Origin of the sequence: Pseudomonas sp. O39, assembly GCF_045447295.1 — a bacterium.
GTDB lineage: Bacteria > Pseudomonadota > Gammaproteobacteria > Pseudomonadales > Pseudomonadaceae > Aquipseudomonas > Aquipseudomonas antarctica_A.
Genome location: NZ_JBJGXV010000008.1, coordinates 201981 through 220690, shown reverse-complemented (window position 1 = coordinate 220690; position 18710 = coordinate 201981). Strand labels below are relative to the sequence as shown.

General features: G+C 61.3%; 18 protein-coding genes and 2 pseudogenes. 12 read left to right on the top strand and 8 right to left on the bottom strand.

Going from position 1 to position 18710, the window contains the following annotated elements; translation table 11 throughout:
- A pseudogene (locus ACI77D_RS14130) lies at positions 1-323 on the top strand (hypothetical protein); the annotation flags it as partial.
- Positions 324-435: 112 nt separating this feature from the next.
- Here the strand turns inward: ACI77D_RS14130 and ACI77D_RS14125 are convergent.
- From ACI77D_RS14125 to ACI77D_RS14115, 3 genes are all read right to left on the bottom strand, one after another.
- The gene (locus ACI77D_RS14125; protein ID WP_407016812.1) at positions 436-1827 is read right to left on the bottom strand and encodes an HdeD family acid-resistance protein; all 1392 of its coding nucleotides are present in this window, start codon (positions 1825-1827) and stop codon (positions 436-438) included.
- Between the two features lie 126 nt (positions 1828-1953).
- Positions 1954-2676 (bottom strand): FadR/GntR family transcriptional regulator, encoded by a 723-nt coding sequence (locus ACI77D_RS14120; protein WP_064452821.1) that lies wholly within the window; start codon positions 2674-2676, stop codon positions 1954-1956.
- Positions 2677-2723: 47 nt separating this feature from the next.
- Positions 2724-4460, bottom strand: a complete 1737-nt coding sequence (locus ACI77D_RS14115) for an IlvD/Edd family dehydratase (protein ID WP_128588064.1) — start codon at positions 4458-4460, stop codon at positions 2724-2726.
- 192 nt (positions 4461-4652) lie between these two features.
- Between ACI77D_RS14115 and ACI77D_RS14110 the strand changes: the two genes are divergently transcribed.
- From ACI77D_RS14110 to araH, 7 genes are read left to right on the top strand one after another with little or no spacing between them, the layout of a single operon-like run.
- Positions 4653-5975 (top strand): MFS transporter, encoded by a 1323-nt coding sequence (locus ACI77D_RS14110; RefSeq protein WP_064452819.1) that lies wholly within the window; start codon positions 4653-4655, stop codon positions 5973-5975.
- Between the two features lie 15 nt (positions 5976-5990).
- Complete coding sequence (gene araD1, locus ACI77D_RS14105; protein ID WP_064452818.1) at positions 5991-6983, top strand: AraD1 family protein; 993 nt, start codon at positions 5991-5993, stop codon at positions 6981-6983.
- Between the two features lie 10 nt (positions 6984-6993).
- The gene (locus ACI77D_RS14100) at positions 6994-8574 is read left to right on the top strand and encodes an aldehyde dehydrogenase (NADP(+)) (RefSeq protein ID WP_064452817.1); all 1581 of its coding nucleotides are present in this window, start codon (positions 6994-6996) and stop codon (positions 8572-8574) included.
- Between the two features lie 33 nt (positions 8575-8607).
- Positions 8608-9471: an SMP-30/gluconolactonase/LRE family protein gene (locus tag ACI77D_RS14095; RefSeq protein WP_407016811.1), complete on the top strand. Its 864-nt coding sequence runs from the start codon at positions 8608-8610 to the stop codon at positions 9469-9471.
- Between the two features lie 38 nt (positions 9472-9509).
- The gene (locus ACI77D_RS14090) at positions 9510-10514 is read left to right on the top strand and encodes a substrate-binding domain-containing protein (RefSeq protein WP_064452815.1); all 1005 of its coding nucleotides are present in this window, start codon (positions 9510-9512) and stop codon (positions 10512-10514) included.
- A 57-nt stretch (positions 10515-10571) separates the two neighbouring features.
- Positions 10572-12098: an L-arabinose ABC transporter ATP-binding protein AraG gene (gene araG / locus ACI77D_RS14085; RefSeq protein WP_407016810.1), complete on the top strand. Its 1527-nt coding sequence runs from the start codon at positions 10572-10574 to the stop codon at positions 12096-12098.
- Between the two features lie 9 nt (positions 12099-12107).
- The gene (gene araH / locus ACI77D_RS14080) at positions 12108-13079 is read left to right on the top strand and encodes an L-arabinose ABC transporter permease AraH (protein ID WP_064452813.1); all 972 of its coding nucleotides are present in this window, start codon (positions 12108-12110) and stop codon (positions 13077-13079) included.
- 53 nt (positions 13080-13132) lie between these two features.
- Here araH and ACI77D_RS14075 read toward each other — a convergent pair whose 3' ends face one another.
- A complete protein-coding gene (locus tag ACI77D_RS14075; protein ID WP_064452812.1) occupies positions 13133-14281 on the bottom strand; it encodes an aldose epimerase family protein in 1149 nt (382 codons plus the stop codon).
- 138 nt (positions 14282-14419) lie between these two features.
- On the opposite strand from ACI77D_RS14075, the gene ACI77D_RS14070 reads away from it, so the two are divergent.
- Entirely contained in the window at positions 14420-15187 is a 768-nt protein-coding gene (locus tag ACI77D_RS14070; RefSeq protein ID WP_407016809.1) for an SDR family NAD(P)-dependent oxidoreductase, read from the top strand.
- Between the two features lie 5 nt (positions 15188-15192).
- Here the strand turns inward: ACI77D_RS14070 and ACI77D_RS14065 are convergent, their stop codons facing one another.
- The 3 genes and pseudogenes from ACI77D_RS14065 to ACI77D_RS14055 form a co-directional block, all read right to left on the bottom strand.
- Positions 15193-15795: a glutathione S-transferase gene (locus tag ACI77D_RS14065; protein WP_221295001.1), complete on the bottom strand. Its 603-nt coding sequence runs from the start codon at positions 15793-15795 to the stop codon at positions 15193-15195.
- Positions 15796-15864: 69 nt separating this feature from the next.
- A complete protein-coding gene (gene mug / locus ACI77D_RS14060; RefSeq protein ID WP_407016808.1) occupies positions 15865-16359 on the bottom strand; it encodes a G/U mismatch-specific DNA glycosylase in 495 nt (164 codons plus the stop codon).
- A pseudogene (locus ACI77D_RS14055) lies at positions 16356-16508 on the bottom strand (LysR family transcriptional regulator); the annotation flags it as partial. The gene mug and the pseudogene ACI77D_RS14055, both read right to left, overlap by 4 nt.
- A 29-nt stretch (positions 16509-16537) precedes the next feature.
- Between ACI77D_RS14055 and ACI77D_RS14050 the strand changes: the two are divergent.
- From ACI77D_RS14050 to yghU, 3 genes are read left to right on the top strand one after another with little or no spacing between them, the layout of a single operon-like run.
- Positions 16538-16657, top strand: coding sequence for an agmatine deiminase family protein (locus ACI77D_RS14050; RefSeq protein WP_167353704.1), 120 nt, complete (start codon positions 16538-16540; stop codon positions 16655-16657).
- 57 nt (positions 16658-16714) lie between these two features.
- The gene (locus ACI77D_RS14045) at positions 16715-16846 is read left to right on the top strand and encodes a hypothetical protein (RefSeq protein ID WP_257784278.1); all 132 of its coding nucleotides are present in this window, start codon (positions 16715-16717) and stop codon (positions 16844-16846) included.
- Between the two features lie 2 nt (positions 16847-16848).
- A complete protein-coding gene (gene yghU / locus ACI77D_RS14040; protein ID WP_407016807.1) occupies positions 16849-17682 on the top strand; it encodes a glutathione-dependent disulfide-bond oxidoreductase in 834 nt (277 codons plus the stop codon).
- Positions 17683-17792: 110 nt separating this feature from the next.
- On the opposite strand, the gene ACI77D_RS14035 is transcribed toward yghU, so the two are convergent.
- On the bottom strand, positions 17793-18665 hold the full coding sequence (locus ACI77D_RS14035; protein WP_064452807.1) for an undecaprenyl-diphosphate phosphatase: 873 nt from the start codon (positions 18663-18665) through the stop codon (positions 17793-17795).
- Positions 18666-18710: the final 45 nt, after the last annotated feature.

Here is an 18710-nt window from a genome sequence, read left to right as displayed (position 1 = left end):
GCGGCCATGTCGAGTTCGCGTCGCTCAACCACGGGACGTTGGCAGCCGCGACGGTGGATGCGCTGAAACTGGCGGAACAGTCGCCGCAATTGCAGGGTAAAACCGTGGAGCTGCGCGTGTTATTCATCTCGGCACTGCACGTTGTGGCCATCTGGCTGCACGCCGACGGCGAAGAGCTGCTGATCCCGATTGAACCGACCCCCAAGGAGCTGGCGGTCACTCAGTTGTACAGTGAGGTGGCGCTGCTCGCTTTGCTCAAACCGGCGGCTGATCAGGCCCGTCAGCGCTTCGACGCAGACACCCGTGGCGAGTTGGGCAGTTGATAAAACCCTAGGGTAAGAAAACCCGGACAGTGTCCGGGTTTTTTATCGAAACGAGTCAGCTAACGCAGGTCCGTCAGGCGTGATAAGGACCCAGAGGCGGGCGGAGTAAAACTCACATAGGTTTTTTGAGATCATCCGGCGGTTTTTTTCTACTGGACTCAGCCAATGCTTTTTCTTTTTGCCACTGACGGCGTAAAGACCGTATTTTCTGAAACGCACGCTGGGTGGTATTGATCCAGCCAGTGGGCCTGGGGTCTACCAGCATACTGAGCGCCCGCGCATAATCGAGTGCCAGGCCTGGCGTCCAAGCCATGGTTTGCGCGCGTTTACGGATTTGAATGGCCACCCATAATTCCGGCGTAGTGAATATTTTTCCCAGAATACGGTAGAGGCCGTAATGCCCCCAGATACGCCCTAAAGACCCTTCCAGAGCCGCTTCAAGCACCTGTATGACGCTGCTGGAACAATTGCGGTGGGTGAGGTTATAGGTGGTGTCTTTACGGTATGTCTCCCAAAAGTCATGCAAGTGCTGTGGGTCATAGTTACGCAGGTGTACTTGAACGGTAGACGGGCACCATGCCTGCGATTCCGTGAGGTAATCGGACTGAAACTCTCCCGGCATGTTGTTATCGTCGGTGGCCCGCAACAGGCGCATGAACTGGTCGGGCGAATGGTCGATGTCCTCCGCTGGGTAAAGGCTCACGTACAGACCATCCGGCGCTTCCAGTGCGGCGTGCCCCGTTGATATCACCCCATTCTTGTCCACGGCGGCGATATACCGTTCTATCAATGGGCGGCGCACAACTTCAGCATTCGCTACACCGAGGGGCGTCCATATATGGACGATAAGGGCCTGGGCATTGTCGCCTGTCGCACTGTCCCGCTCGGTTGGCTTTTTGTGACTTGGCCCAGGAATGGGACTCTGCGCATCACCCTCCAGCGCAGGGTTGGAGACCATTCGGCGGGCGCGGCCAGCAACAAGCAACATATTCCAACCTGCAAAAAACAATCCCAGCCCGAGGCAGTAGGGGACCGTGCCGATATAGTCTGTCGGGTAGGGTTGAAAGAAGAAGATGGCCAAAGCGATTTCGACCCCGCCGCCGAACATTGCGATGCGCCAGGTTCGGTAGCGGACAACATAAGCGGACACGATCTGCAGTAAGCCGTCGGCTAAAAACAGCGTGCCGAATATCATCGAAAGAATAAAGTTGCCGTGGTGGTGGCCCGCCAGGATCAGTGATGCCGCCAGCACAAAAGAGAAGCCTTTGAGGTAGCGCAGCTTGCGCTGCCCGACGATCCCACTGTGAGCGACGATCAACGTCGCACTGCCCTCGAGCAACAATAACCAGGCGAAGGGGTTTATCGGGAAGTACAGTGCATCATCCAGTGCATCAATAAACACGATGCTGCCGGCAAGGATGCCGACAACCCCAATGGCTGTCAGCGTGCGCCAATATGACCGAAGGTAATCAACCCCTAATAGCAGTATGACAAGCCTGACCATTGCATCATCCTCTACCTTTCAGACAGGCGTGGAGGGCGCCACGAAGTCATGAATGCCGTGGTATTGCGAGCGTCGTCCGCGCATGGCCGGTTCCTCGAACTGCCCCCCTGAGCGTAGACGATGGATTTACAGCGGGGTCAGCACATTCATCACGGTGTCCAGCGCCACGCGGGTGTCATCCAGTTGCACCAGCGAGGCGTGCCGGGCGCCGAGGGCGTCACGGTTCTGGATGGCGGTGAGGATGGCCTTGTGGCGGGGCAGGCTGAGGCCCTGGATGTCCGGGCGGCGGTTGGTGATGTTGATCGACTCGCGCAACGGCAGCGACAGCATGTTGCACATATAGGCCAGCAAGTCGTTGCGGGTGGCGTCGGCAATCGCACGGTGGAAGTCCAGGTCGGCCTGCAACAGGTCGTCGTGAGTCTTCGCGGTTTCCATGCCCACGTAGGCTTTTTCGATAGTAGCGATGTCTTCGTCGGTGGCGGTGGTCGCGGCCATGGCGGCGATTTCCGGTTCGAGGATGCGCCGCACACCGGCCAGGGTGTTGAAGAACTCACTGTGGGGCGTGGACTGCATCAGCCAGGACAACACGTCCGGGTCCAGCAGGTGCCATTTCAAGCGTGGCCGCACCACCGCGCCCACCCGTGGCTTGGAATACACCAGGCCCTTGGCGCTGAGCACCCGCGTCGCCTCACGCAACACCGAGCGGCTGACCTTGTACTCCTCGCAGAGCGTGGCCTCCATGGGCAGGCGTTCTTCGGGTTTGAAGCGGCCGGAAACGATGTGCATGCCCAAGTCCTGAACGATCTGGGCATGCATGCTCTTGCGCGGCTTGGGCGGCTGGTGATCCATAACGAACGGGAGGCTCTGGCTAAATAGGCGGCATCATAGCATCCCAATTAGTGGGAATGACGCGGGACTTCAGCCCCACGGCAGCCCACCAGGAAGTCAAAGTCGCAGCCTTGGTCCGCCTGCAGCACGTGGTCGATGTACAGCTGACGGTAGCCCCCGACGATCAGCTTCTGCGGTGGCGCCAGGTCGGCCATGCGCGCGGCCAGCTCTGCGTCGGGTATGTCCAGGTGCAGGCGGCCATTGGCGCAATCGAGTTCAATCCAGTCGCCTTCCTTCACCGTGGCCAGCGGGCCGCCGGCAGCGGCTTCCGGCGCCACGTGCAGCACCACCGTGCCGTAGGCGGTGCCGCTCATGCGCGCGTCGGAAATACGCACCATATCGGTCACGCCCTGGGCCAGCAGTTTGGCCGGCAAACCCATGTTGCCGACTTCGGCCATGCCCGGGTAGCCCTTGGGTCCGCAGTTTTTCATGACCAGGATCGAGTTGGCATCCACGTCCAGCGCCGGGTCGTTGATGCGCGCCTTGTACATGTCGAAGTCCTCGAACACCACCGCACGGCCTCGGTGCTGCATCAACTGTGCGCTGGCGGCCGACGGTTTGAGCACGGCGCCCAACGGGGCCAGGTTGCCGCGCAGCACGCAGATGCCACCGTCAGCGCGGATCGGGTTGTCGAGGGTGCGGATCACTTCGTCCTGGCCGTAGATCGGCGAGTCCTTGGTGTTCTCGCCCAGGGACTTGCCGTTGACGGTCAAAGCATTCGGGTGCGGGATCAGGTTGGCTTCGCCGAGGCGGCGCAGCACGGCAGGCAGGCCGCCGGCGTAATAGAACTCCTCCATCAGGAAGCGCCCCGAGGGTTGCAGGTCGACGATGGTGGGTATGCCACGGCCCATGCGTGTCCAGTCATCGAGGTCGAGCTCGACGCCGATACGCCCGGCAATGGCTTTCAAGTGGATCACCGCGTTGGTCGAGCCGCCGATGGCCGCATTCACGCGGATCGCGTTTTCAAACGCTTCCTTGGTGAGGATCTTCGACAGCTTCAAGTCTTCGCGCACCATCTCCACCGCGCGCATGCCGGACATGTGCGCCAGCACGTAACGCCGCGCATCCACCGCCGGGATCGCCGCGTTGTGGGGCAGGGAAGTGCCCAGTGCCTCGGCCATGCACGCCATGGTCGACGCGGTGCCCATGGTGTTGCAGGTGCCCGCCGAGCGCGACATGCCACCCTCGGCCGCGAGGAAATCGTCCAGGGTAATCGTGCCGGCCTTGACCTGTTCGCTGAGCTGCCACACCACGGTGCCCGAGCCGATGTCCTGGCCCTTGTGCTTGCCGTTGAGCATCGGCCCGCCGGTGACCACGATGGCCGGCACGTCGCAACTGGCCGCGCCCATCAGCAAGGCCGGGGTGGTTTTGTCACAGCCGGTCAACAGCACTACGCCGTCGATGGGGTTGCCGCGAATGGCTTCTTCCACATCCATGCTCGCCAGGTTGCGGGTGAGCATGGCGGTGGGGCGCAGGTTGGATTCGCCGTTGGAGAACACCGGGAATTCCACGGGGAAGCCACCGGCCTCGATCACTCCGCGTTTGACGTGCTCGGCAATCTGGCGGAAATGCGCGTTGCACGGGGTCAGCTCAGACCAGGTGTTGCAGATACCGATGATCGGTTTTCCGTGGAACTGATGGTCGGCGATGCCCTGGTTCTTCATCCAGCTGCGGTACATAAAGCCGTTCTTGTCGGCGGTGCCGAACCACTGGGCGGAGCGGAGGGCGGGCTTTTTATCAGGCATGATGGCTTCTCTTATTGTATGACTATATGTTCTATATGTGGCTAAACATAAGCGCAAAATCGAGGCTTTGGAAGTGTTGTTTTGTAAATAGTCCTACTATATAGTCCGTCTTAACTGAGGCATGGCCCTGGCGGATTTTCGCGAGAGGCAGCTCCCGAGCTTCTATAAAAACAACAATCGGAGATCGACCCCATGAGCCAGGAACTGCGGCTTATTCGGCGCATCACGCTGAAACTGATTCCCTTCCTGATCCTGCTGTACCTGGTCGCCTATGTGGACCGCTCGGCAGTGGGCTTTGCCAAGTTGCACATGGGCGCCGACGTCGGTATCGGTGACGCCGCGTATGGCCTGGGCGCGGGGCTGTTCTTCATTGGCTACTTCCTGTTCGAGATCCCCAGCAACCTGATGCTCGACCGCTTCGGTGCCCGGCGCTGGTTTGCCCGCATCATGCTCACGTGGGGCGCCATCACCATCGGCATGGCATTCGTGCAGGGCCCCCACAGCTTCTATGTGATGCGCTTTTTGCTCGGCGCGGCGGAAGCCGGGTTCTTTCCGGGCGTTCTCTACTACATCACCCAATGGTTTCCGGTACGCCATCGCGGCAAGATTCTCGGGCTGTTCATCCTGTCCCAACCCATCGCGATGATGATCACCGGCCCGGTGTCCGGCGGCTTGCTGGGTATGGACGGCATTCTTGGGCTGCACGGCTGGCAGTGGCTGTTTATCGTGATCGGCACCCCGGCGCTGCTGCTCACCTGGCCCGTGCTGCGCTACCTTCCGGACGGCCCCAAACAGGTCAAGTGGATGAGCGAGGACGAAAAGACCTGGCTCACCGGCGAACTCAATAAAGACCTGCAAGCCTACGGCCAGACCCGCCACGGCAACCCACTGCATGCGCTGAAAGACACACGCGTGTTGTTGCTGGCGCTGTTCTACCTGCCGGTGACCTTGAGCATTTATGGGCTGGGGCTGTGGCTGCCGACGTTGATCAAGCAGTTCGGCGGCAGTGACCTGGTCACCGGGTTCATCTCCGCGGTGCCGTACATCTTCGGCATCATCGGCCTGCTGATCATCCCGCGCAGTTCCGACCGTTTGAACGACCGCTACGGCCACCTCGCCGTGCTCTATGTGCTCGGCGCCATCGGCCTGTTCCTCAGCGCCTGGCTGAGTGTGCCGGTGCTGCAAATGGCCGCGCTGTGCCTGGCGGCGTTTGCGCTGTTTTCCTGCACGGCGGTGTTCTGGACCTTGCCGGGCCGGTTCTTTGCCGGTGCGAGTGCGGCGGCGGGCATTGCGCTGATCAATTCGGTGGGCAACCTCGGCGGCTACATCGGCCCGTTTGTGATTGGTGCACTCAAGGAATACACCGGCACCCTGGCTTCCGGTTTGTACTTCCTGAGCGGGGTGATGGTGTTCGGGCTGGTGCTGACCGGCGTGGTCTATCGCCTGCTGGAGCGCAAGCACGTGCTGCCTGTCGACCAATTCGCCGCCAGCGCGCGTGGCGCCACACGTACTTAATCGAGGAGTCACTTCATGCGTTTAGTTCAGTTCGAGTTACGTAACGGCGAGCGCCGCGTCGGCGTGGTGGAAGGCCGCACATTGCGCGAAGTGCAGAGCGCCCGCAGCGTGCGCGAGTTGGCGCTGGCCGCTATCGAAGCCGGCGAGGGCCTGGCGCAACAGGTCAAGCGCCTGGGCCTGGGTGACAGCTACGACTACGCGGCCCTGTTGGCCGACCTGAAAATCCTGCCGCCACTCGACCACCCGGACCCGGCGCACATGTTGATCAGCGGCACCGGCCTGACCCACCTGGGCAGTGCTTCGGCGCGAGACAAGATGCACAAGCAAGTCGGTGACGACAGCGCCATGACCGACACCCTGCGCATCTTCAAATGGGGCGTGGAGGGCGGCAAACCCGCCGCCGGCCAAGCGGGCGTACAACCCGAATGGTTCTACAAGGGCGACGGCAGCATCGTCGTGCGCCCGGGCGCAGCATTCCCGGTGCCGCCGTTTGCCGAAGATGCCGGCGAAGAGCCGGAGATCGGCGGCCTCTACGTGATCGGCCACGACGGCAAGCCTTATCGCCTTGGCTTCGCCGTAGGCAACGAGTTTTCCGACCATGTGATGGAGCGCAAGAACTACCTGTACCTGGCTCACTCCAAACTGCGCAGTTGCAGCTATGGCCCCGAATTGCGCGTGGGCGAGTTGCCCCAGCACCTGGCGGGCACCAGCCGCATCCTGCGCGACGGCGAAGTGATCTGGCAGAACGAATTCCTCAGTGGCGAAGCCAACATGTGCCACAGCCTGGAAAACCTCGAATACCACCACTTCAAATACCGCCAGTTCCTCACGCCGGGCGATGTGCATATTCACTTCTTCGGCACCGCCACCTTGTCATTCGCGGACGGTATACGTACCCAGCCGGGGGATGTGTTCGAGATCAGCCAAGCCGAATTTGGCGCGCCGTTGATCAACACGGTAGGTAAGGCCGATGCGGTGTTCGAACCCGGCAATGTCATCAGCCTTTAAGGAGAACAACATGACCTCGTTTCTCGGCCACAACTACATCGGCGGCCAGCGCAGTGCCAAGGGCAGTGTCACGCTCAACAGCGTCGACGCCAGTACCGGCGAATCCTTGCCCCAGGCCTTCTACCAGGCCACGCCCGAGGAGGTCGACGCCGCCGCCCGGGCCGCCGCCGCCGCTTACCCGGCGTACCGCACGTTGAGTGCCTCGCGTCGCGCGCAATTCCTGGACGCGGTGGCCGACGAGCTGGAGGCGCTGGGTGATGATTTCATTGAGTTGGTCTGCCGCGAAACCGCGTTGCCGGCTGCGCGTATCAAAGGCGAGCGCGGACGTACCAGCGGGCAGATGCGTTTGTTTGCCACAGTGTTGCGCCGTGGCGACTTCTACGGCGCACGTATCGACAACGCCTTGCCCGACCGCCAGCCGCTGCCGCGCCCGGACTTGCGCCAATACCGTATCGGCCTCGGCCCGGTCGCAGTGTTTGGCGCGAGCAATTTCCCCTTGGCGTTTTCCACGGCGGGTGGCGACACCGCTGCCGCGCTGGCGGCGGGTTGCCCGGTGGTGTTCAAGGCCCACAGCGGGCATATGGCGACGGCCGAGCGCGTCGCCGATGCAATCATTCGGGCGGCCGAGGCCACCGAGATGCCGGCGGGTGTATTCAACATGATCTTCGGCGGCGGCGTCGGCGAAGCACTGGTCAAGCACCCGGCGATCCAGGCAGTCGGCTTCACTGGTTCGCTCAAGGGCGGTCGCGCACTGTGTGATATGGCGGCGGCCCGCCCGCAGCCGATCCCGGTGTTTGCCGAGATGTCGAGCATCAACCCGGTGATTGTGTTGCCCCAGGCGTTGCAGGCTCGCGCGGAAACAGTCGCCCGCGACCTGACCGCGTCGGTGGTGCAGGGCTGTGGGCAGTTTTGCACCAACCCCGGCCTGGTGATCGGCATCGCCTCGCCGCAGTTCACGGCATTCACCCAGCAAGTGGCACAACTGATCGGCGATCAACCGGCGCAAACCATGCTCAACGCCGGCACCTTGAGCAGCTACGGCAAGGGCTTGGAAAAACTGCTCGCACACCCTGGTATTCAGCACCTGGCGGGTAATGCCCAAACCGGCAATCAGGCGCAGCCGCAGGTGTTCAAGGCCGATGTGCGTTTGCTGATCGACGGCGATGAAGTGCTGCAGGAGGAAGTGTTTGGCCCGACCACCGTATTTGTCGAAGTGGCCGACCAGGCCCAACTCAGCAAGGCTTTGCACGGCCTGCACGGGCAACTGACGGCGACGATTATCGGCGAGCCCACTGACTTTGCGCAGTTCGCTGAACTGACGCCGTTGTTGGAACAAAAGGTCGGCCGCATCCTGCTTAACGGTTACCCAACCGGTGTTGAAGTGTGCGATTCGATGGTCCACGGTGGCCCATACCCGGCGACCTCCGATGCCCGTGGCACCTCGGTCGGTACCCTGGCCATCGACCGTTTCCTGCGCCCGGTGTGCTTCCAGAATTACCCTGATAGCCTGCTGCCCGACGCGTTGAAAAACGCCAACCCGTTGCGTATTCAGCGGCTGGTGGATGGCACGCCTTGCCGCGACCCGCTGTAACACGTACCTGAGAACCCTGCTCCAGGAGGCAACATGCCGTGTACCGCAGTCACCCCGCACCGTGCGCAGTTGGGCGAAGGCCCGTTCTGGGACGTGCCGACCCAGGCACTGTATTGGGTCAATATCGCCGGCAAACAGGCGCTACGCCTGATGGGCGGGCAATTGCAGGTCTGGCAGTTGCCGGAGCATGTTTCGGCATTCATCCCGTGTGAAAGCGGCGATGCGCTGGTGACGTTGAGCAGCGGCGTGTATCGCCTGAACCTGGCAACAGAGGCCTTGACCCTGCTCTGTGTCGCCGACCCGCAACCCGGCAACCGGGGCAACGAAGCGCGCTGTGATGCTCACGGCCGGCTGTGGCTGGGCACCATGCAGAACAACATCGGCGAGCAAGGTGAGGACCTGCCCATCACGCGGCGTTCCGGTGGCCTGTTTCGCATCGATGCCGACGGGCACGTCACGGCTTTGCTGCATGGCCTGGGCATTCCTAACACCTTGCTGTGGAACGAGGACGGCACCCAGGTGCATTTCGGCGACAGCATGGACGGCACGTTGTATCGGCATTCGATCCAGGCGGATGGCCAACTCGATCCGGCACAGGTGTGGTTCGGTCCACATGCTCGTGGCGGCCCGGACGGCTCGGCGATGGACCGCGAGGGCTATATCTGGAATGCGCGCTGGGACGGCAGTTGCCTGCTGCGCCTGACGCCCGAAGGTGAGGTGGACCGCATCCTCGAACTGCCTGTCAGCCGGCCCACCAGTTGCGTGTTTGGTGGCCCCGACCTCACCACGCTGTATATCACCAGCGCCGCCAGCCCCTTGGACCATCCGTTGGATGGCGCGGTATTGGCCATCGAGGTCGATGTGCCAGGCAAACCCTGTCACCGCTTTGCCGGTTAAACCCAAGACTTAAAAAACAACAACAAGGAGTCACCCCTATGAATCGTCGTCGTGGTATCCGTTCCCTGTGCTGCGCCGCTGTCGCGGTGTCGGCCCTGAGCTTGAGTGGCCTGTTGCTGGCCGCTGAAGAAGTGAAGATCGGTTTCCTGGTCAAGCAGGCCGAAGAGCCCTGGTTCCAGACCGAATGGGCCTTCGCTGAAAAAGCCGGCAAGGAGCATGGTTTCACCGTGATCAAGATCGCCGTGCCCGATGGCGAGAAAACCCTGTCGGCCATCGACAGCCTGGCTGCCAACGGCGCCAAGGGCTTTGTGATCTGCCCGCCGGACGTGTCCCTCGGGCCTGCCATCGTTGCCAAGGCCAAGGCCAACGGCCTGAAAGTGATTGCGGTGGATGATCGCTTCGTCGACGCCAAGGGCAACTTCATGGAAGACGTGCCGTACCTGGGCATGGCGGCCTTCGAAGTCGGCCAGAAGCAGGGCGCCGCGATGGCGGCTGAGGCGAAAAAACGCGGCTGGGACTGGAAGGAAACCTACGCGGTGATCAACACCTTCAACGAACTCGACACCGGTAAAAAACGCACCGACGGCTCGGTCAAATCCCTGGAAGACGCCGGCATTCCCAAGGACCATATCCTGTTCACCGCCGCCAAGACCCTCGACGTACCGGGCAGCATGGACGCGACCAATTCGGCGTTGGTCAAACTGCCCAGTGGCGCCAAGAACCTGATCATCGGCGGCATGAACGACAACACCGTGCTGGGCGGCGTACGCGCCACCGAAAGTGCCGGCTTTGCCGCGGCCAATGTGATTGGCATCGGCATCAATGGCACCGACGCCATCGGCGAATTGAAGAAACCCAACAGCGGCTTCTTCGGCTCGATGCTGCCGAGCCCGCACATCGAGGGCTACAACACCGCGAAGATGATGTTCGACTGGGTTACCACCGGCAAGGAACCGCCGAAGTACACCGCCATGGACGAAGTCACGCTGATCACCCGCGAGAACTTCAAGCAGGAGCTGGAAAAAATCGGTTTGTGGAACTGATGCATTTCCTCGGCGGCCCCGGCAGCGGGGCCGCCTGATCCGTGTGACGAGGTGGTTATGCACGCGCAAGTACAGACACACAACGCCGCTGCCCGGTTGTGCTTTAACGGTATCGGAAAAACCTTTCCCGGGGTCAAGGCGCTGGACGGCATCAGCTTCACCGCCTACCCGGGACAGGTGCACGCCTTGATGGGCGAAAACGGCGCAGGCAAGTCGACGCTGCTGAAGATTCTCGGCGGGGCCTATGTGCCCAGCAGCGGTACGTTGCAGATTGGCGAGCAGGTGATGGCGTTCAAATCCGCCGCCGACAGCATCGCCTGCGGCGTCGCGGTGATTCACCAGGAATTGCATCTGGTACCGGAAATGACGGTTGCCGAGAACCTGTTTCTGGGGCATTTGCCATCACGCTTTGGAGTGGTCAATCGCGGCCTTCTGCGCAAGCAGGCATTGGCGTGCCTGAAAGGCCTGGCCGATGAAATCGACCCTGAGGAAAAACTCGGTCGCCTGTCCCTCGGCCAGCGTCAACTGGTGGAAATCGCCAAGGCGCTGTCCCGTGGCGCGAGCGTGATTGCTTTCGATGAGCCGACCAGCAGCTTGTCGGCACGGGAAATCGATCGGCTGATGGCGATCATCACGCGCCTGCGTGACGAGGGCAAAGTGGTGCTCTACGTGTCGCACCGCATGGAGGAAGTGTTCCGTATCTGCAACGCCGTCACGGTGTTCAAGGATGGCCGCTACGTGCGCACCTTTGACGACATGAACGCGTTGACCCATGACCAGTTGGTGACCTGCATGGTCGGTCGCGATATTCAGGATATCTACGACTACCGTGCGCGCGAACATGGCGAAGTCGCGCTCAAGGTTGAGGGGCTGCTGGGCCCGGGCTTGCGTGAGCCAGTGAGCTTTGAGGTGCGCAAGGGCGGGATTCTTGGCCTGTTCGGGCTGGTGGGCGCGGGGCGTACCGAGCTGTTTCGGCTGCTCAGCGGGCTGGAGCGCGCCAGCGCCGGCCACCTGCAACTCTGTGGGCAACCACTGCAGTTGCGCTCACCGCGCGATGCCATCGCAGCCGGTGTGCTGCTGTGCCCGGAAGACCGCAAGAAGGAGGGCATCATCCCGCTCGCCAGCGTCGCGGAAAACATCAATATCAGCGCACGCGGTGCCCACTCTGCGTTCGGTTGGCTGCTGCGCGAGGGCTGGGAAAAGGGCAATGCCGACCAGCAGATCAGCGCCATGAAAGTCAAAACCCCGAACGCGGCGCAGAAAATCATGTACCTGTCCGGCGGCAATCAGCAAAAGGCCATTTTGGGCCGCTGGTTGTCGATGCCCATGAAGGTCTTGCTGCTCGACGAGCCGACCCGTGGCATCGACATCGGTGCCAAGGCCGAGATCTACCGGATCATCCACCACCTCGCGGCGCAGGGCATTGCGGTGATTGTGGTGTCCAGCGACCTGATGGAAGTCATGGGCATTTCCGACCGCATCCTGGTGCTGTGCGAAGGCGCCCTGCGCGGCGAACAACGCCGTGAACACGCCACTGAATCCAACTTGCTGCAGCTGGCCTTGCCGCGCGGCCCGGCGAACTGAGAGATGACGATGACAACCCAACACAACGCGTTGCCCACGGCACGCAAACCCCTCGATGTGCGTGCGCTGCTCGATAACTGGGCAATGTTGCTGGCGGCGATAGGGATCTTTGTCCTGTGTGCCTTGCTGATCGACAACTTCCTCTCGCCGCTGAACATGCGTGGGCTGGGCCTGGCAATTTCCACGGTCGGTATCGCCGCCTGCACCATGCTGTTTTGCCTGGCGTCGGGGCATTTCGACTTGTCGGTGGGCTCGGTGATTGCCTGCGCCGGGGTCGTGGCGGCCATCGTGATGCGCGATACCGACAGCGTGATGCTGGGCATTGGCGCAGCGCTACTGATGGGGCTGATCGTCGGCCTGATCAACGGCATCGTGATCGCCAAGCTGCGGGTCAATGCGTTGATTACCACCCTGGCAACCATGCAGATCGTGCGCGGCCTGGCCTATATCTTTGCCAACGGCAAGGCTGTGGGGGTGTCCCAGGAGCAGTTTTTCATCTTCGGCAACGGCCAGTTGCTGGGGGTGCCGGTGCCGATCCTGATCACCATCGTGTGTTTCCTGTTTTTCGGCTGGCTGCTCAACTACACCACCTATGGGCGCAACACCATGGCCATCGGCGGCAACCCGGAAGCGGCGTTGCTGGCCGGGGTGAATGTGGACCGCACCAAGATCCTGATCTTTGCCATGCATGGCGTGATTGGTGCGCTGGCGGGGGTAATCCTGGCTTCACGCATGACCTCCGGCCAGCCGATGATTGGCCAGGGTTTCGAGCTGACGGTGATTTCCGCCTGCGTGCTCGGCGGGGTGTCGTTGAGTGGCGGGGTGGGCATGATTCGCCACGTGATTGCGGGGGTGTTGATCCTGGCGATTATCGAGAATGCGATGAACCTGAAGAACATCGACACCTTTTACCAGTATGTGATTCGCGGTTCGATCCTGCTGTTGGCCGTGGTCATCGACCGCATGAAACAACGCGGATAGCCCGGCTCTGTGAAGGTCAAAAGTGTGGGAGCGGGCAAGCCCGCTCCCAGCGTTTACTTGGCGGTGAACTTCAGGATGGTGTTTTGGCTGTAGGTCTGGCCCGGGTTCAGGCGTGTCGACGCAAACTTCGGCTGGTTAGGCGCATCCGGAAAGTGCTGGGTCTCCAGTGTGAAACCGCTCCAGTGCTGGTAAGTCTTGCCGGCCTTGCCCTTGACCGTGCCGTCGAGGAAGTTGCTGGTATAAAACTGCACGCCAGGCTCGGTGGTGTAGAGCTGTAAATGCCGGCCAGACGCTGGGTCGTGTACTTCGGCGGCAAGTTTTTTGATATCGCCCTGGGTGTCCAGCGCCCAGTTGAAGTCAAACCCGCCCTGTTTCGGCTCGGCGAATTTGAGCTGCGGATGGTCGTCCTTGATGTGCTGGCCGATCGGCGTGGGTTTGAGGAAGTCCATCGGCGTGCCCTTGACCGGCGCCAGTTCGCCGGTAGGAATCAAGGTGGCATTCACCGGCGTGTAGTGGCTGGCGTGCAAGGTCGCGACGTGCTTGAGGATGTCGCCGTTACCCGCGCCGGCGAGGTTGAAGTAACTGTGGTTGGTGAGGTTGAGCACCGTGGGTTTGTCGGTGGTGGCCGTGTAATCGATGTGCAGTTCGTTGTTGTCGTTGAGGCTGTACGTGACCTCGGTTTTCAGGTTGCCCGGGAAGCCCATCTCGCCGTCCTTGGACAGGTAGGTGAGGGTCACGCCGACCGAGTCCTTGCCCTTGACTGGCTTGGCTTGCCACACGTGCTTGTCGAAACCCTGTGCGCCGCCATGCAGCGAGTTGGGGCCGTCGTTGAGCGGTACCTGATAGTGCTTGCCGTCGAGTTCGAAGGCGCCGCCCGCGAGGCGGTTGCCAAAGCGCCCGATGGTCGCGCCAAAAAATGCGCTGCCGGCCTGGTAACCCTGTACATCGTCAAAACCGAGCACCACGTCCTCGGCCTTGCCGTTTTTATCCGGTACTTTCAGCGACTGCAACACGCCGCCGTAGGTGATGACCGTGGCTTGCATGCCATGGCTGTTGCGCAACACGTACTGTTCGACGGCGGTGCCGTCATTGGTTTTGCCGAAGGGTTTTTGCTCGCTGGTGAGGCCTGCGGCCTGGACACCGCCGCTGGCAATCATCATGGAAAGGGCAAGGCCGGAAAGCAGGTGACGAGGGTGCTTCATGGTCGAACTTCCTTTTGTTGTTTTCAGTGGAATAGTTCTACTAATGTGCGATATTTTGTCGATGGGACAGCAGATTTATAGCCTTTTACTGCCTTTTTGCAAAATAAAATAAGACTAATTGAGTGAGGCAATCGTTATATGAATATTCCGCAGGCTGTGTATCCCGACCTTAAGGGTAAGACCGTGCTGGTCTCTGGAGGTGCCTCGGGCATTGGCGAATTCATGGTCCGGGCCTTCGCCGCGCAGGGCGCCAGGGTGGGCTTTGTGGACCGCGCGCAAAGCCAGGGCGAGCGATTGGCGGCGTTATTGAGTTCCCAGGGGCACACCGTGCAATTCGTGCAGTGCGACATCACCGATGAAATCGCCTTTCAGGCAGCGATAGAGCGTTTCGAACACTCGCTCGGCCCCATCACCGTGCTGGTCAACAACGCCGCCAATGATGTGCGCCACACCCTGGAAGAAGTTGATTCGGCGATGTTCGACAGGTTGATCGCGGTCAACCTCAAGCACGCCTTCTTCGCCGCCAAGGCGGTGGTGCCGATGATGAAAAACGCCGGCGGCGGGGCAATCATCAATTTGGGCTCGGTCGGCTGGATGATGGCCTCTGCGGGCTACCCGGTATACGCGGCCAGCAAGGCCGCCGCCCATGGCATGACGCGGGCGCTGGCACGGGAGCTGGGCCCCAGCCGCATCCGAGTCAACACCCTGGTACCTGGCTGGGTCATGACGGAAAAACAACTGGCGATGTGGGTAGACGACGCGGCCCGGGAGCTGATCAGCCGCAGCCAGTGCCTGCCGGGCAGTGTGCTGCCGGAACACATCGCCAATATGGCGTTGTTTCTCGCCTCTGATGTGTCGGCGATGTGTTCGGCGCAGAACTTTATTGTGGATGGCGGTTGGGTGTAGATCCGTTATTCGATCGGATAGTTGCGAAAGGCCGGATGTTGCTCGAGCCGACTGGCATGGCGTTGCAGGTTGGGAAACGCATCGACCTCGAGCACCGTCGGCAGTTTGAGTTGGGTGAACGACCAGGCGACAGCGGCGGTCAGTGCAGCCTGGGTCAACGGTTCGTCGGTGGGTTGGGCGAGGTGTGTTTCCAGCAGCGAATAGGCCGCCACCAACTGCCCGGTCACGCGCTCGATCCACGGCTCGTGCAGTTTTTCTGCTGGGCGCAGGTGGTGTTCATAGACGATCTGCACGGTTTTCTCACACGCTGCCAGGGCCAACCCGAGCACTTGCAGCGCGTGGGCGCGTGCCTCGGCGTGTTGGGGCAAAAGCTTCTTGTCGGCCGGCGCGAGGGCTTCGAAATAGTCCAGGATCAGGCTGGAATCCATCAGCACCGTGCCATCCTCCAGCACCAGGCTGGGCGCCTTGACCACTGGGTTGATCCGTGCGAATTCGTTGAAGGTGCTGAACACGGACAAGGGTTCATGCACAAAGTCTACGCCGTACAACTCCAGGGAAATTGCCACGCGGCGAACGTAAGGCGAATCCAGCATACCGACCAGTTTCATGCAGCCTCCATTGCTATCAGGATCATTGGCTCAAGAGAGTAAGGGCGCTTGATCGGCGTGCGCAATGGCCTAACGCAACTGCCCATAGGCGCTCACCAATTGCTCCAGGCTGAACGCCAGGTTGCGCCCACTGGGGTTGGGCAACACCCACACCGACGCATCGCCCAATAATTGCGCTTGCAAGCCCCAGGCTATCTCGCGCTGGCCAGACAGCGCGCTGTAACCGGCCTTGCCGAGAAATGCCACGACGCGTGGCCGGTAGTGGCGGATTTTCTGCTCAAACGCTGTCGCCGCTTCCTTGAATTCATGCCGTGCCAACTCGCTCGCACTCGCCGTCGGGCGCTCCACGACAGTGGTCAAGCCGCAGTGGTAGTGCAGCAAGGTGTGACCGTCCTCGGGAAGCATTTCATGGGGCGTGAAACCGGCCAGGTGCAGGGTGCGCCAGAAGCGGTTGCTGCGGTTGGCAAAGTGCTGGCCGACCGCGGCAGAACCCTTGCCGGGGTTGATCCCGCAAAACACGACGGTCAGGTGCTCGGCCAGGATGTCTTCGAGTCGTTCGCTCATGTCGCGTCTGCCTGTAAATGGGTCAGCAGCCATTCGGTAAAGCGCCGCGCCTGCGGGGCATATTCGCTGTCACGATGGGTCAGCAGCGCCCAGTTTGGGCCACGAATGGTGGCATCTACCAATGGCGTGAGCAAGCCATCTGGCTGAGCAATTGGCTGATGGCCCGGGCACCGGCATCATGACCGAAAGCAGTTTGATCAACCGCAACTGCAACCCTGGCTGGAGCAAGGTTATCAATGCGATTGCAGCGGGCGGTGGTGGTATCCACTGCGTGACAAGCCATCAGCCGATGGCTTAGACGTCCTTGGCCAACAGGGGCTGGCACACTCCGCGGAGGCGATAACGTCCAGGCCCGGTGCAGTTCACGCAGGCGCACCTGCAAAACCCGCAATTAAGCGCTAATGTGGGCCTGATCAAGGCGCTGGGTGGCGGCTGGAACGTGGCCCGATTGGCTGCGTCGAACCGTATTGAAACCAAGGAGAATTAAGCATGACCGATTACGTACCCCCGAAGGTGTGGACCTGGGACACCGAAAGTGGCGGCACCTTCGCCAGCATCAACCGGCCCATTGCCGGTGCGACCCATGACAAGGCATTGCCGGTCGGCAAGCACCCGCTGCAACTGTATTCCCTGGCCACGCCCAATGGGCAGAAGGTCACCATCCTGCTGGAAGAACTGTTGGCCCTGGGGCATACCGGTGCGGAATACGACGCCTGGCTGATCAAGATCGGTGATGGTGACCAGTTCGGCAGCGGGTTTGTGGCGGTCAACCCGAACTCAAAGATCCCGGCATTGATGGACCATAGCGCTGACACACCGATTCGGGTGTTTGAGTCTGGTGCGATCCTGCAATACCTGGCGGAGAAGTTCGGGGCGTTCTTCCCGACTGAGCCTGCGGCCCGTGCTGAGTGCCTGTCGTGGCTGTTCTGGCAGATGGGCAGCGCGCCGTATCTGGGCGGGGGCTTCGGGCATTTCTATGCGTATGCCCCGAGCAAGATGGAGTACCCGATCAATCGGTTTGCGATGGAAACCAAGCGCCAGTTGGATGTGCTGGACCAACGCCTGGCGGTGAGTGCGTACATTGCCGGGGATGAATACACCATCGCCGATATTGCGATTTGGCCCTGGTACGGTGGCTTGGTTAAAGGCCGCTTGTATGGGGCGGCAGAATTCCTTTCGGTGCAGGATTACACGCATGTGCTGCGTTGGGCTGAAGCGATTGAAGCGCGACCGGCGGTGCAGCGCGGGCGCAGGGTGAATCGGGTTTCCGGGGAACTTGCGGAGCAGTTGCCGGAGCGGCATGCCGCAAGCGACTTGGACTGATTGCAGTCACCCTGGCGGCCTTCGGGCCGTCCTTTGCGATTGCCAGGGCGTATGGCCGACCAGCTCGGAGCGCTGGCCGACCGCACGCCTGCGGCTTAGCTCAATGCGTCTTAACTTAACAGCCCGGTGCTGACTGCGACGATCAGGAAGATCCCCAGCAGCGCGCGGTAGATCACGAACGGCCAGGTGGAGAACCGTTCCAGGAACTTCATCAGGCCCCAGATCGCGAAGAACGCCGAGACGCTGGCAACCACCAGGCCGAAGATCAAGTGCGACCAGGCGTGAGCGGGCAGGTCGGCGTGCAGCAGCACCCACAGCTCTTTCAAACCGGCGAGGGCGATGGCCGGCAAGCCCAGCAGGAAGGAAAAGCGTGCGGCTTCTTCACGTTTGAAGTTGAGGAACAGTGCGGCGGTCAGCGTGGAGCCCGAACGCGAGACACCGGGAATCAGCGCGCCAATCTGTGCAATGCCGACAATCAGTGCATCGCGCAGGCGCATTTCGCTCATGTCCCGCGTGTGGCGTGCCCGCACTTCGGCGACTGCCAGCAACACCGCCATGACGACACAGGAAATGCCGATCACCATCAGGCCGCGCAACGGCGAGTTGCAGGTGTTGAGGGTCGAGGACAAGGCCAGCCCGGCAATCCCGATCGGGATGGTCGCCAAAACAATCGCCACCGCCAGCTTGAACCACCGGTCGTTGTAGTCACCCCGGCGCACCGCGCTGATGCTACCCGTGGTCACCTGGCGCACATCGCGCCAGAAGTAACTGACCACCGCCGCCAGCGCCGCCAACTGCATCGCAGCCGAAAACGCCGAGCCCGGGTCTTGCCAGCCGAGCAGGGCAGGCACCACGCGCATGTGGGCGGTGGACGACACGGGCAACAGTTCGGTAATGCCCTGGATCACGCCCAGGATGAAGATCTGCAGGTAATCCAGGGAAGCAAAACCCACATCCAGGCCGGCGGAACAGACGTTTGTCAAAGTACATGTCCTTGAAAAAATAGGGGAGAGCGAGCAAAGTTTATT

Excerpts from the sequence above, each read along its gene's own strand:
- ACI77D_RS14090 (WP_064452815.1), top strand. The coding sequence starts at position 9,510 with ATGAATCGTCGTCGTGGTATCCGTTCCCTGTGCTGCGCCGCTGTCGCG.
- ACI77D_RS14125 (WP_407016812.1), bottom strand. The coding sequence starts at position 1,827 with ATGGTCAGGCTTGTCATACTGCTATTAGGGGTTGATTACCTTCGGTCA.
- ACI77D_RS14115 (WP_128588064.1), bottom strand. The coding sequence starts at position 4,460 with ATGCCTGATAAAAAGCCCGCCCTCCGCTCCGCCCAGTGGTTCGGCACC.
- ACI77D_RS14050 (WP_167353704.1), top strand. The coding sequence starts at position 16,538 with ATGACCGAAAGCAGTTTGATCAACCGCAACTGCAACCCTGGCTGGAGC.
- araH (WP_064452813.1), top strand. The coding sequence starts at position 12,108 with ATGACAACCCAACACAACGCGTTGCCCACGGCACGCAAACCCCTCGAT.
- ACI77D_RS14110 (WP_064452819.1), top strand. The coding sequence starts at position 4,653 with ATGAGCCAGGAACTGCGGCTTATTCGGCGCATCACGCTGAAACTGATT.
- ACI77D_RS14075 (WP_064452812.1), bottom strand. The coding sequence starts at position 14,281 with ATGAAGCACCCTCGTCACCTGCTTTCCGGCCTTGCCCTTTCCATGATG.
- araG (WP_407016810.1), top strand. The coding sequence starts at position 10,572 with ATGCACGCGCAAGTACAGACACACAACGCCGCTGCCCGGTTGTGCTTT.
- yghU (WP_407016807.1), top strand. The coding sequence starts at position 16,849 with ATGACCGATTACGTACCCCCGAAGGTGTGGACCTGGGACACCGAAAGT.
- araD1 (WP_064452818.1), top strand. The coding sequence starts at position 5,991 with ATGCGTTTAGTTCAGTTCGAGTTACGTAACGGCGAGCGCCGCGTCGGC.
- ACI77D_RS14070 (WP_407016809.1), top strand. The coding sequence starts at position 14,420 with ATGAATATTCCGCAGGCTGTGTATCCCGACCTTAAGGGTAAGACCGTG.
- ACI77D_RS14095 (WP_407016811.1), top strand. The coding sequence starts at position 8,608 with ATGCCGTGTACCGCAGTCACCCCGCACCGTGCGCAGTTGGGCGAAGGC.
- mug (WP_407016808.1), bottom strand. The coding sequence starts at position 16,359 with ATGAGCGAACGACTCGAAGACATCCTGGCCGAGCACCTGACCGTCGTG.
- ACI77D_RS14065 (WP_221295001.1), bottom strand. The coding sequence starts at position 15,795 with ATGAAACTGGTCGGTATGCTGGATTCGCCTTACGTTCGCCGCGTGGCA.
- ACI77D_RS14100 (WP_064452817.1), top strand. The coding sequence starts at position 6,994 with ATGACCTCGTTTCTCGGCCACAACTACATCGGCGGCCAGCGCAGTGCC.
- ACI77D_RS14120 (WP_064452821.1), bottom strand. The coding sequence starts at position 2,676 with ATGGATCACCAGCCGCCCAAGCCGCGCAAGAGCATGCATGCCCAGATC.